At 63.6% G+C, this 12,816-nt stretch carries 10 protein-coding genes; 3 read left to right on the top strand and 7 right to left on the bottom strand.

Going from position 1 to position 12,816, the window contains the following annotated elements:
• Window positions 1-46: 46 nt before the first annotated feature.
• The 3 genes from ALTERO38_RS02560 to ALTERO38_RS02570 are packed head-to-tail and all read right to left on the bottom strand — an operon-like array spanning window position 47 to window position 5,683.
• On the bottom strand, window positions 47-1,543 hold the full coding sequence (locus ALTERO38_RS02560) for an efflux transporter outer membrane subunit (protein WP_159967155.1): 1,497 nt from the start codon (window positions 1,541-1,543) through the stop codon (window positions 47-49).
• Window positions 1,543-4,596 carry an efflux RND transporter permease subunit gene (locus ALTERO38_RS02565; protein ID WP_159967156.1) on the bottom strand — a complete coding sequence of 1,018 codons (3,054 nt, stop codon included), beginning with the start codon at window positions 4,594-4,596 and terminating at the stop codon, window positions 1,543-1,545. Before ALTERO38_RS02565 ends, ALTERO38_RS02560 begins: the two co-directional genes overlap by 1 nt.
• Window positions 4,597-4,600: 4 nt before the next feature.
• Window positions 4,601-5,683, bottom strand: coding sequence for an efflux RND transporter periplasmic adaptor subunit (locus ALTERO38_RS02570; RefSeq protein ID WP_159967157.1), 1,083 nt, complete (start codon window positions 5,681-5,683; stop codon window positions 4,601-4,603).
• A gap of 218 nt (window positions 5,684-5,901) precedes the next feature.
• On the opposite strand from ALTERO38_RS02570, the gene bfr reads away from it, so the two are divergent.
• Window positions 5,902-6,369: a bacterioferritin gene (bfr, locus tag ALTERO38_RS02575; RefSeq protein WP_102836959.1), complete on the top strand. Its 468-nt coding sequence runs from the start codon at window positions 5,902-5,904 to the stop codon at window positions 6,367-6,369.
• 68 nt (window positions 6,370-6,437) lie between these two features.
• Here the strand turns inward: bfr and cueR are convergent, their stop codons facing one another.
• The gene (gene cueR / locus ALTERO38_RS02580; RefSeq protein WP_159967158.1) at window positions 6,438-6,863 is read right to left on the bottom strand and encodes a Cu(I)-responsive transcriptional regulator; all 426 of its coding nucleotides are present in this window, start codon (window positions 6,861-6,863) and stop codon (window positions 6,438-6,440) included.
• Between the two features lie 100 nt (window positions 6,864-6,963).
• Complete coding sequence (locus ALTERO38_RS02585; protein WP_159967159.1) at window positions 6,964-9,345, bottom strand: heavy metal translocating P-type ATPase; 2,382 nt, start codon at window positions 9,343-9,345, stop codon at window positions 6,964-6,966.
• Between the two features lie 156 nt (window positions 9,346-9,501).
• Between ALTERO38_RS02585 and ALTERO38_RS02590 the strand changes: the two genes are divergently transcribed.
• Complete coding sequence (locus ALTERO38_RS02590) at window positions 9,502-9,693, top strand: heavy-metal-associated domain-containing protein (protein ID WP_159967160.1); 192 nt, start codon at window positions 9,502-9,504, stop codon at window positions 9,691-9,693.
• A gap of 44 nt (window positions 9,694-9,737) precedes the next feature.
• Here the strand turns inward: ALTERO38_RS02590 and ALTERO38_RS02595 are convergent, their stop codons facing one another.
• Window positions 9,738-10,367, bottom strand: coding sequence for a TetR family transcriptional regulator (locus ALTERO38_RS02595; RefSeq protein WP_159967161.1), 630 nt, complete (start codon window positions 10,365-10,367; stop codon window positions 9,738-9,740).
• Between the two features lie 204 nt (window positions 10,368-10,571).
• On the opposite strand from ALTERO38_RS02595, the gene ALTERO38_RS02600 reads away from it, so the two are divergent.
• Window positions 10,572-11,768: a Bcr/CflA family multidrug efflux MFS transporter gene (locus ALTERO38_RS02600; RefSeq protein ID WP_159967162.1), complete on the top strand. Its 1,197-nt coding sequence runs from the start codon at window positions 10,572-10,574 to the stop codon at window positions 11,766-11,768.
• A 16-nt stretch (window positions 11,769-11,784) separates the two neighbouring features.
• Here the strand turns inward: ALTERO38_RS02600 and ALTERO38_RS02605 are convergent, their stop codons facing one another.
• Window positions 11,785-12,798: a zinc-binding alcohol dehydrogenase family protein gene (locus tag ALTERO38_RS02605; protein ID WP_159967163.1), complete on the bottom strand. Its 1,014-nt coding sequence runs from the start codon at window positions 12,796-12,798 to the stop codon at window positions 11,785-11,787.
• Between the last annotated feature and the right edge of the window lie 18 nt (window positions 12,799-12,816).

Raw genomic sequence — 12,816 nt, forward strand, 5'->3', positions numbered from 1 at the left:
GCCGTCTCTTTGGTTGGCTTGCCGAGGAGACTCTAGCCTAACGCCGTTATTCCACAGCATTCGAGCCCGACGTTGCTGACGCGGGCTCGTTAGTCTGCACCGCACTTGGGTTGATTTCCCAGCCGCCGCCGAGTGCTACAAACAGTGCGACTTGTGCCGTCGCAAGTGCGGTACGGCCCTGCAGCGCTTGTTGCCGAGCACGCAGGGAGCCGCGCTGGGCGTCCAATACTTCGTTGAGATTCGCCTCACCCAGTCGATAGCTGGTCTGCGCCAGCTCATAGGCGTATTCACGATGACGAAGGGTGGTCCGTAGCGAGTCCAGGCGGCGTTTCTGTCCGTCGATGCGCACCAGTGATCGCTCGACCTCTTCCAGCGCTTCGGCCAGCGCCTGCTGGAAGCCGAGGTAGGCGCTTTCACCTTCCACATCAGCCAGGTCGATTGCCGCGCCCCGTCGGCGATAATCGAGGAAGGGCAAGCCAAAGGTCGCACCGAGACGCGCGAAGTTCGAAGCGGTGGAGAAGGCATTGCCCAGTGCCAGGCCAGAACGCCCGACTGCCGCCTGTAGCGCCAGGGTCGGGAACAGGTCGCGGCGGGCGGCCAGAGATTGCAGCTGTGCGGCCTGCAGCTGCGCCGCTTCGGCAATCAAATCCGGACGACGGCGCAAGAGATCCAGCGGTTGTCCGGGCGGGATGGGCCTGTCAGCGAGCGGCACCTTGGCCGGCGCTTCGAACTCGCGCGCCACGCTACCCGGCGGTTCGGCGAGCAGCGTATCGAGCGCCAGCCTGGCTTCGGCCAGGTTGATTTCCAGTTCATCCAGATCCGCCTGCAGAGAGGCGCGCTCAGCGGCACTGGCCTCGACATCCAGCCGGGTCACCTCGCCAGCTTGGAACATTCGACTGGCGATGTGCTCGAGCTCTGCTGCAAGTTCGATCCCCTCCAGCAGCAGCGCCCGCTGCCCCTCGAACGCGCGCACCTGCATGTAACCCTGTGCAGCATTGGAGGCCACCGCCAGCCGCGCGGCGATGGCTTGGGCTTGCGCCGAGCGAATCTGCTGCCGCGCACTGTCGGTTCGCGCCCGGGTAGCGCCGAAGATGTCCAGCTCCCAGCTGGCTTGCAGGGCGAGTTCCCAGGTATCGAAGGTGATCACGTCTTCGTCGGGAATGAACTGGCCTATGGGGCTATTGGGGTTCGGTTCATTGTTGTTCTCGATCCACTGACGGCTGGCCGAGCCTGGCAGCGCGAATGTGGGGAACAGGCCGGCGCGAGCCTGGCGCAATTGCGCGCGTGCAGTATCGACCCGCAGCATGGCCGAGCGAATGTCACGGTTGTTGTTCAGAGCCTTGCGGACTAGCCGAGTCAGCACCGGGTCATCGAACTGCTGCCACCAGTCGGCGAGCGTCTCGGCATCGGCTGGCTGCTGGCGCACCGCGTGGAACCAGCTGTCCGGAACATCCGGGACAGGCCGTTCCGGCACGCTGGAGCAAGCGCCGAGCGCCAACGCCAGCGCCCAGACCAGGGGGGTACGAGCCAATCGGCAGGGCATCAGGTTTCCTCCGGTTTGACGCGCATGAACAACAGGTACAGACAGGGCACGGCCAGCAGGGTAAGCAATGTGGCGAAGCCCAGCCCACCCATGATGGTGACGGCCATGTTGGCAAAGAAGGGGTCGAACAGCAGCGGCACCATACCCAGTACCGTGGTGCCTGCAGCCATCATCACCGGGCGAAGACGCGACGCCGAGGCCTCGACGATGGCCGTTAGCCGCGGTACCTCATCGGCAATCTGCCGGTCGATCTCGTCCACCAGCACCACGGCGTTCTTGATCAACATACCGGTCAGACTCAGCAGCCCGAGCAGCGCCATGAAGCCAAATGGCTGGCCGGTGATCAGCAGCCCCAGGGTGACGCCGCACAGCGCCATCGGCACCACCAGCCAGATCATCAGCGGCTGGCGGACCTTGGCAAACAGCAGCACCGTGACCAGCACCATCGCCAGGTACGGCACTGCAAGCGTGCTGGCCAGTGCCTGCTGCGCGTCCGAAGATTGCTCGTGGTCACCGCCCCATTCCAGTGAGTAGCCGGTCGGCAGTTCGATGTCCTCGAGCAGCGGTCGAATCCGCTCGAATGCGACATTGGTATTCTCCCCGTCGCGCGGCTCAGCACGCACGGCGATGGTTCGTTCGCGGCCGTAGCGGCGGATCATTGAGTCCTCGGTGGTCGCCTCGATGCCGTCCGCGACCTGCGCCAGCGGCACGTAGCTGCGCGTTGCCGGGCTCCAGATCAGCCGTTGCAGCAGTTCGCCCGGTTCGACGCGATCCTCTGGAGTGGCGCGCAGGAGGATCGGAATCAGCTCGTCCTGATCGCGGAACACGCTGACCTGCTGGCCTTCACTGGCGACAGACAAGGCTTGCGCGACCTGCTGGCGAGTAAGGCCAGCATCGGCCAGGCGGTCCAGGGCCAGCTGTGGGCGCAGTACGGGTACGGGGGATCGCCAGTCGTCACGGATGTTGAAGACATTGCCTTGTTCCTGAAGGATGCGCTGACCTTCGGCCGACAATCGTCGCAACTCGTCGAGTTCAGGGCCACTGATCCGCGCTTCGAGCTTGGCCTCGGCATTGGGGCCGAACATGAACTGCGCTGCGGCGACATCGGCGGAGGGGTAACGGCCTGGTAGCGTCTGGTTGATCTCACGAACCAGATCGGCGATCACCCCGGCCTCCTTGGTGCGAACCAGAAAGTGCATCAGCGCCGGGTTGGGCTGTTCCGGCGCGTAGGTGAGCATGAAGCGCGACGCGCCCGCACCAACAAAGGTCGACACATCGGTGACGCCGTCGAGCTGCTTCAGATAGCCCTCGACATCCTCGGCGGTGCGGCTGGTCTCGCGAATATGCGTACCCTGCGGCAGGAACAGGTTCAGATAGAAGATCGGCGTACTCGAAGGTGGGAAAAAGCTCTGCGGCACCCGACTGAAGCCCACTACGCTGAGGACGGTCAGCACAACCAGAACGCCCAGCGTTAGCCAGGGACGCGCGAGCACGGCGCCTGCCATGCGTCGGTAGCGGTTGTAGATCGGCCCGCTGTAGGCATCGTCCGGATCGGCATCCTCGTCCGTTTGGCCACCCTTGCGCTCAAGCAGGTAGTGCCCGAACAGCGGCACCACCAGCAGCGCCAGCAACCAGCTCAGCAACAGCGATGTGGCGATGACGAAGAACAGCGAAAAGAGAAACTCGCCGGTGGTGTCCTGGGACAGGCCGATCCCGGCAAACGCGAGGATTCCGATGATGGTCGCGCCCAACAGCGACCATTGCGTCTGCTGCAGGGTCTTGCGTGAGGCTTCCAGAATGCTCATGCCGCGCTGCTTCTGAATCAGCATTCCGTCGCAAACCACCACCGCGTTATCCACCAGCATGCCCATGGCGATGATCAGCGCGCCGAGGGAGATGCGTTCCAGCTCGATCCCGGCCATCCACATGACCAGCAAGGTGCCGAGTACCGTGAGAAACAGCACCGCGCCGATGATCGCGCCCGCACGTACGCCCATGGCCAGACAAAGCACGCCGACGACAATGGCCACCGAGAGGAACACATTGAGCGCGAAGCTGTTGACCGACTCGTTGACGATGCTGTGCTGCTGGTACAGCGGATGCAGCTCGGCGCCAAGCGGCATCAACCGCTGCATGGATTGCAGCTTCGCCTCGACACTGCGACCCACCTCGACGATGTTGCTGCCGGAAATACCGCTGATGCCTATCGTCAGTGCTGGCTCGCCGTTGTGGCGGATGATCTGCCGTGGCCGCTCGGCATAGTCGCGTTTCAGCGTGGCAATCGAGCCCAGATCCACACTCTGCTGGCCCTGGCCGACCGGCAGGGCGCGCAAAGCATCCAGCGAGTCGAAGGCACCTGTCGGGCGGATGTGTACAAAGAATTCGCCAGCACGCACGCCTCCCGCTTCAACGGCCGCATCGGCATCGGCCAATGCCGCGAGCAGTTCCTGAGGGGACAGGCGCAGCGCGGCCAGGCGCGCCTGGTCGACCTCCACCAGAATCCGCTCCTCACGCACGCCAGCGAGTTCGACCTGACCGACGCCGTCAGCGGTGATCAGCCCGCGACGCAGATCCTTGCCCACTTCATGCAGCTCTTCCAGCGTCAGGCCATCGCCGGTGAGGGCGAAGAAGATGCCATAGACATCGCCAAAGTCATCATTGACCAGCGGCGGGTCCAGGCCCGGGGGCAACTTCTGTCGGGCGTCCTCGACCTTGCTGCGTAGCTGGTCCCAGATCTGATCGAGCTGATCGCCCGAATAGCGGTCCTGGATCTCGACTCGGATTTCGGCCAGGCCGATCATCGAGCGCGAACGGATTTCCTTGACCTCGGAAAGCTCCTGAATGGCGCTTTCCAACGGCTCGGTTACTTCTTGCTCGACCTCCAGCGCGGTTGCGCCCGGGTACTGCACCGTGACGATGGCTTCCTTGATGGTGAATTCGGGGTCTTCCAGGCGGCCCATCTCGAAGAACGCGACGACGCCGCCGATCAGGCAGATCAGCACCAGAACCCAGATATTGACCGGCTTGCAGATGGCGTAACGGGCTAAATCCATCCGCTTACTTCCGCCGCTCGGCTTTGATCGGTTGGTCTTCCGAGAGCTTGCTGCCACCCGCTACGACCACCAGCATGTCGTTGTTCAGCTCGCCGCTGACCACCGCGTGGTCGTCTTCGATCCGTTCGAGCTGCAGGTCATGGCGCTGGGCGTGTCCGTCCACCGCCAGCCACAGGTAATGGCTGCCATTGGGTGCTGTCTGCACCGCATTGAGCGGCACGCGAAAACGCGGTGTTTTCTCGCTCTGTGGCTCGGCAGGCCGCTCGAGGCGAACCCGCATGGCCATACCTGGCAGCAGGTTGAAGTCCTCCGGCGGTTGGCCCTGTAGCGTCAGGCTGTAGGTGCGCGAGCCTTCGCGCGGCTGGGTGCTGTGTTCCTTGTATTCAAGCGGCAGCGTCAGGTCGGCAATCACCAGCTCGCCGACAGCCTGCAGCGTTTCATTCAGGGGGATGCTCAGCGCGGCTGTTTCGGGCAGGTCAACGGTGACTTCAATGTGCTGGTTGTTCTGCAACTCGAGCACCGGTGTACCCGTGGCGACCACCATGTCCGGCTCGACCAGCCGCCGCGCGACGACGCCGTCGAACGGTGCCTCCAGTGTGCTGTGCTTGATATTGCGCTGCGCGCTGTCGCGAGCGACGCGTGCTGCCACCACACTGGCCTGCAGCGGCTCTACCGCGGCGGGGGCGAGAATACCTTCGTCTAGCAACGCACGCTTGCGGCTCAGATCAGCCTCCAGCTGACGCAGCCGCGCTTGGGCCTCGCGCAGTTGCAGCTGGTAATCGGTGTCGTCGAGTTCGGCTACCGGCTGGCCTTTTTCGACGTGCTCGCCCTCGTCGACAAGGATGCGCTCGACGCGCCCCGGCACCTGGAACGCCAGCTGCGTGCTGGTCACGCTTTCGACCACACCGGGAAAGCGCAACGACTCGGGGCCGTTATCAATACGTTGCAGCGGCTCGACGAAGGCAACGCGTGGCGGCACCTGAACAGGTTCCTTGTCCTCGGCACAGCCGGACAGGGTCAGCCCAATGCAGATTGAGGCGATGGTAAAGCGATGTCGTGAGTGGCCTCGGGACGTTAAGAGCGGCATCCGTTCTCCTGGACAATGGCGACGAGCAAGACGTCGCGACAATGCGAAACGCCGCGACAGATTCAGTAGAACCCCGCTCTGGCTCGGGAGTTCGGCCTATGCTGAACTGACCCACTGGTCAGCTGGTTTTGCCTGCGGCAACGGGGCCACGGTCAATCCGCCGCCGATTGGGCGTATCATTGTTCGGCGTTCAAAAGTCAGTGCAGGAGAGAGTCGCAATGCAAGGTCAGCCACAGGTCATCGAATATCTCAAAGAACTGCTGCGTGGGGAGCTGGCGGCGCGCGATCAGTATTTCCTGCACTCGCGGATGTATGCCGACTGGGGGTTCACCAAGCTCTACGAGCGGATCAACCACGAAATGCAGGAGGAAACCGAGCACGCCGATGCGCTGCTCAAGCGCATCCTGTTCCTCGAAGGCACACCGGACATGACGCCGGAGGCAATGCATCCCGGCCACACCGTGCCCGAGATGTTGCGCGCCGATCTGGCACTCGAATACAAGGTGCGCGAAGCCCTGGCCAAGGGCATCACCCTGGCCGAGCAGCACGGTGATTACCAGACCCGTGAAATTCTCGAGCTGCAGCTGATGGACACTGAAGAAGATCACGCCTACTGGCTGGAGCAGCAGCTCGGCATGATCGACCGCATCGGGCTGCAGAACTACCTGCAATCGCAGGCTAGCTGATCTATCGCGAGGCCAGGCGCAATGCCTGGCCTTGTTGTATCCCGGATGGAAAAGCGGCGTTGCTCTGTCTAGCTGCGCTCAAGGGATGCGCTGGACGAGCAGCACCCGCCGGATTCCAGGTCCTTGAGGATGGGGCAATCCGGCCGGTCATCACCCTGGCAGGTGTCGACCAGATCCTGCAGGGTGTCGCGTAACCCCACCAGTTCGGCAATCTTCTGATTGAGCGCATCGATATGTGCGCCAGCCACGGCTTTCACATCGGCGCTGGCGCGCTGACGGTCCTGCCAGAGCCTGAGCAGCTTGCTCACTTCCTCCAACGAGAAGCCCATATCCCGCGAGCGCTTGATGAACGCGAGGCGATGCAGGTCTTCCTCGCCGTAGTGGCGGTAGCCGTTGGCGCTGCGTCCGGCAGGCGAGATCAGGTCGATGGACTCGTAGTAGCGAATCATCTTGGCTGACAACCCGCTTTTCTTTGCTGCTTGGCCAATATTCATGTGGGCATCCAGACAAGTCAGTGTTGGGCTGGTGGTGTAGCGAACCGCGCGCGGTGGCCCAGGACCTTGAGAGGCCGGTAGCGCGCGCGGGCTGCAGGTTCTATTCCTTCGGCTCCCAACGCTTGAGCAACAGCGCGTTGCTGACCACGCTGACACTCGACAACGCCATCGCCGCGCCCGCCACTACCGGACTCAGGAAACCGAAAGCTGCCAGGGGAATCCCCACCAGGTTGTAGATGAACGCCCAGAAGAGGTTCTGCTGGATCTTGCGATAGGTGCGTCGGCTGATCTCCAGCGCAGCTGGCACCAGCTTGGGATCGCCGCGCATCAGGGTGATCCCCGCCGCATGCATGGCAACGTCCGTTCCGCCGCCCATGGCGATGCCGACATCGGCGGCGGCCAAGGCCGGGGCATCGTTGATGCCGTCGCCCACCATCGCCACTACTGCGCCGCCTTTTCTTAGTTCGGCGACCGTGGCGGCCTTGTCCGCTGGCAGTACTTCGGCGTGCACACTGTCGATCTGCAGCGCCTCGGCCACCACGCGAGCGCTGCCGCGGTTATCGCCGGTGATCAGGTGGCTGCGAATATGCCGCGCATTGAGGGCAGCGATGGCTTGCGCAGCGCCATCCTTGAGGCTGTCGCCAAAGGCGAACAGGCCGAGCACGTGCTGCTGCGGTGCCGTTTCGATCAGCCAGGAGAGCGTGCGGCCTTCGCTTTCCCAGGCCTCGGCTTTGCCCGCCAGCTCGCCCGGCTGCAGGCCGCTGTCGTCCAGCAGCCGGCGGTTGCCCAGCGCCAGCGAGCGGCCATCGAGATCGCCGGCGATGCCGCGTCCGGTGAGCGACTGGCTGCGATCCACGTCGGCCACTGTCAGCCCTTGCTCGGCGCAGCGGTCCAGTACTGCCTGCGCCAGCGGATGTTCGCTGCCGCGTTGCAGCGCGCCGGCCTGTTGCAACAGCGCGGACTCGTCGCCATCAACGGCGTGCAGGTGAACGATGCGCGGTTTGCCGGACGTAAGCGTTCCGGTCTTGTCGAAGGCGACCGCCGTCACTGCATGGGCGACCTCCAGCGCTTCAGCGTCCTTGATCAGAATGCCGTGGCGCGCGGCGACACCGGTGCCAGCCATGATCGCAGCGGGCGTCGCAAGGCCAAGCGCACAGGGACAGGCGATGACCAGCACGGCAACCGCATTGATCAGCGCCACCTCGGCGGGCGCGCCAACGAACAGCCAGCCGGCCAGGGTCAACAGTGCAATCACCAGCACCGCAGGGACGAACACCTGACTGACCTTGTCCACCAGCTTCTGGATGGGGGCCTTGGCGGCCTGGGCATCTTCGACCAAGCGGATGATGCGTGCCAGCACCGTTTCGCCGCCGAGGGCCGTGGTGCGTACCAGCAACCGGCCTTCACCGTTGATCGCCCCGCCGGTGATGCTGTCGCCCGGCGCCTTCGCCACCGGCAGGCTTTCACCGCTGATCAGGGCCTCGTCGGCCTGGCTTTCGCCTTCGACCACTTCGCCGTCAACCGGAAAACGTTCACCGGGCTTGACCAGCACCAGGTCGTTCAGACGCAGGACCGCAATCGCTACCTCTTCTTCGCGGCCGTCGACCACACGTACGGCGCGATCGGGCCGAAGCGCCTCCAGTGCACGAATGGCTGCGCTGGTCTGGCGTTTGGCACGGCTTTCCAGGTACTTGCCCAACAAGACGAGGGCTATCACCACGGCGGACGCTTCGAAATACAGATGCGGCATCTGCCCGGCCTCCGCGACCCACCACTGGTAGAGACTCAGGCCATAGCCGGCGCTGGTGCCGATCGCGACCAGCAGGTCCATGTTGCCAGCCCCGGCCCGCACGGCCTTCCAACCCGCCACGTAGAAACGCGCACCAAGCATGAATTGCACCGGCGTGGCGAGCACGAACTGCATCCAGGGCGGCAACATCCAATGCAGGCCCAGCAGGTCGCCAAACATTGGAATGACCAGCGGTGCGGCGAGCAGCAGCGCGGCAATAACGGCCCAGCGTTCACGGCGCAGGCGGCTTTCGCTCTGGTCAGTGGCCGGCTCGCTATCGCTGCTGGCTTGTGCTTTGTAGCCGGCGGCCTCGACCGCTGCGATCAGTACTGACGAGTCGACCGCGCCGAGCACTTCGATACGGGCACGTTCGTTGGCCAGGTTCACCGAGGCGCTGCGCACGCCCGGCACCTTGAGCAATGCACGCTCGATGCGACCGGCACAGCTGGCGCAGGTCATGCCTTCGATGGCCAGTTCCAGGGTTTGTACCGGCACGCCGTAGCCCGCTTTTTCCACCGCCTGAACCAGTTCGGCGAGGTCGCCTTCATGGGTCTGCACGCGGACTTGCTCGGCGGCAAGATTCACCGCAGCGCTGTCGACGCCGGGCACCTTCAGCAGGGCGCGCTCGACCCGTCCGGCGCAGCTTGCGCAGGTCATGCCGGAGATAGGCAGCGTGTAGGTTGCGCTCGTCATGGTTTGCTCCGAATAGGCCAGTTGCCGCTGAGGATCAACCTTCACCTTGTGGGAAGGTCAAGTCCAGTAACAGGATGTCGCAGCCAAGCCTATTGACCCTGTCAGTGTGGCAAGGTTGAGCATGCTGGTGTGTCCAACGAGCGAAAGGAGCAACCGATGAAGACGTTCAACGTGAAAGGCATGACCTGCGAGCATTGCCGGCGCGCCGTCATTCAGGCGATCCAGTCCCGTGATAGCGATGCCAAGGTCGATGTCGACCTTGAGGCGGGCGTGGTGCAAGTGGAAGGCGGGCTGGACGAGGCGTCCATCCGCGAGGCGATTGAAGAAGAGGGCTATCAGGTCCAGTGATGCAGCACGCGGCAGCTGGTGCTGCCGCGTTTGCTAGGGATACGTCAGCGTACGGCGGAACTGTCCCAGTCCTTGACCAAGCCACGGAACACCGGGTCGATCAGTGCGGCGCAATCTTTTTCCGGATCGAACAGGGTCGGGTCGCGGGTCCAGTCGCTGAACACGCCGACGATCAGCGCGTGCAAAGTGCGTGCGGCCAGCCGCGGGGTGATGCCTGGGTACAGGCTGTCAACGGCGCTCTCCAGCAGTTTTTCGCAGAGCTCAATGAACTGGTTGATGAACGCCTGGTGGCGCTCTTCCGCTTCGCGTAATTCATCGGTGAATTCGCAACGGTGCAGGAGGATGGTCATGACCCGGCGCTTCTGCTCATCCCGACCCAAGGCACCGATGCCTTCGATACAAAGGTCATACAGCGCCCTCAGCGGCTGCTGCTGGGTGCAGCCGCAAAGCCGCTCGGCCATCTGTTCCGGGGGCAGGCGAACCTGGTTGAGCATTTCGTGAAACAGATGAGCCTTGTTCTGGAAGTGCCAGTACACGGCGCCGCGGGTCACGCCGGCGTCGCGGGCAATCTGATCGAGACTGGTGTGCGCCACCCCCTTGTCGAGAAACAGCCGCTCGGCAGAGGCGAGCAGGGCAACACGGGTCTTTTCGGCGTCTTCTTTGGTTCTTCGCATGGGTGAGCTACGGCAGCCTGTTGCTGCATTGAATAAGCCTTCGCGGCGGGCAATGCGGAGTTCGTCCTTTAACCTCTGCAACTTTGGATGTTTACAATCGTCTGTGTATGTAACAGCATCTCAGCTTCTCTGTAAACGTTCGATCTCGGTCGCGGCTTCGCTGCGTGTCGATGCTTCGGCTTTTTCCGCCCCGCGAGTTTCTCCATGCCCCTTCAGATTCTGCTCATTCTGGGCGCGCTCAGCGCCTTTGGTCCGTTGGCTATCGATTTCTACCTGCCGGCGTTTCCCTCGATGGCGCGCGCTTTTGCCACGGATGTGGAACACGTGCAGCTGTCACTGGCGGCTTACTTCATCGGCCTGGCCCTTGGGCAGCTGATCTATGGGCCGCTGGCGGATCGGTATGGACGCCGCTGGCCGCTGCTGGTGGGCGTGACGCTGTTTACCCTGGCGTCGCTGGCGTGTGCCTTTGCGCCGTCACTGGACTGGCTGATCGCTGCGCGTTTCGTCCAGGCGCTGGGTGGCTGCGCTGGCATCGTGGTGACTCGCGCGGTGGTCCGCGACTGGTGCGATCCGGTGCAGGGCGCCAAAGTCTTTTCGCAGCTGATGCTGGTGATGGGGCTGGCGCCGATCCTCGCGCCGCTGGCCGGCGGGCTGCTGATGAACGCCTTCGGCTGGCAGGCGATCTTCGTCTCGCTGATGATATTCAGCGCGCTGTGTGGCGTTGCGGTCGCGCTACGGCTGCCGGAGACCTTGCCGGCCGATGCACCCAAACACGCCTTGCGCGGAACCCTTGGGCGCTACGTCGCGCTGTTTCGTGACCGCGAATTCATCGCCTTTGCGCTCTCGGGCGGCGTGGCGATGGCCGGCATGTTTGCTTATATCGCCGGCTCGCCCTTCGTCTTCATCGAATTGTATGGCGTTCCGGCCGAGCACTACGGGTGGCTGTTCGGCAGCAATGCGGCGGGGTTCATCCTCGTCTCACAGATCAATGCACGGCTGTTGCGTCTGCGCGGCCCTGGTTTCTGGCTGCGGCGCCTGGTCTGGCTCTACTTTGCCTGCGGCGCGGCGTTACTGATGATTGCGCTGAGCAAGCCGGAGGCGCTCTGGCCGTTGCTTATTCCGTTATTCGCCGGCCTGGCGAGCCTTGGCAGCATTCTGCCCAATGCAACCGCCTGCGCCATGGCTAAGCAGGGCAAGCAGGCGGGCTTGGCGTCGGCGTTGATGGGCAGCATGCAGTTCTGTGTTGCCGCCTTCGCCTCGGCGGCCGTGGGTTGGATGCACAACGGCACAGCCGTGCCGATGGCCTTGGCTATCACGGTGTGTGCGGGCCTGGCGGCGTGCCTGGCTTGGTATACCGGCCAGAGCAGCCTATCCCAACGCAGCGAGACCGCCTCGTCCTGAGGCGGTCCCGCATCCGTCAGAACCCTTCAAGGACGATCTTGCCTTTGGCCTTGCCGCTCTCGATGAAGGCATGGGCGCGGCGCAGATTTTCAGCGTTGATGGTGCCGTAGTGCTCACCCAGGGTGGTCTTCAGCACGCCGGTGTCGATCAGTTCCGCGACCCGGTTGAGCAGTTGGTGCTGCGCAATCATGTCTGGCGTCTGGAACAGCGAACGGGTGTACATGAACTCCCAGTGCAGCGACAGGCTCTTGCGCTTGAGCAGGCTGATGTCGAGGCTCGCCGGGTCGTCGATCAGCGCCAGGCGACCCTGTGGCTGCAGCGCTTCGACAATCTGCGGCAGATGCGTATCGGTGTGGGTCAGGCTCGCGACGTGGGTTACGTCATTGATGCCCAGACGTTGCAGCTCGGCGGCCAACGGCTGGCTGTGATCGATCACCTCATGAGCGCCCAGCTCGCGCACCCAGGTTTGGGTATCGCTGCGCGAGGCGGTGCCGATCACTTTCAGCCCGGTCAACTGGCGCGCCAGCTGTGTGAGGATTGAGCCCACACCTCCCGCTGCACCGACGATAAGCAGACGCTGATCGCGATCTTCCTTGCCTTCGCTGATCTGCAAGCGCTCAAACAGCAGCTCCCAGGCGGTGATCGAGGTCAACGGCAAGGCCGCGGCGTCGGCAAAGCCAAGTGTGGCGGGCTTGCGTCCAACGATGCGCTCATCGACCAGGTGCAGTTCGCTGTTGGCCCCCGGCCGATCCAGCGCGCCGGCGTAGAACACCTCGTCGCCCGGGGCAAACAGGGTGACCTCGCTGCCTACCGAGCGCACCACACCGGCTACGTCCCAACCCAGCACCTGATGCTGGCCCGCTTCGGGCTGTACGCGCATGCGGATCTTGGTGTCGACTGGGTTCACCGAGATGGCGCGCACTTCAACCAGCAGGTCGCGCGGGCCGGGTGTGGGCTCGGGCAGTTCGATATCCAGCAGTGAATGCGGATCGTCGATGGACAGGGACTGTTGGTAGCCGATGGCTTTCATCGTGGGTCTCCTTTAGAA

The organism is Pseudomonas sp. 9Ag (assembly GCF_902506445.1).
GTDB classification, from domain to species: domain Bacteria; phylum Pseudomonadota; class Gammaproteobacteria; order Pseudomonadales; family Pseudomonadaceae; genus Stutzerimonas; species Stutzerimonas stutzeri_AB.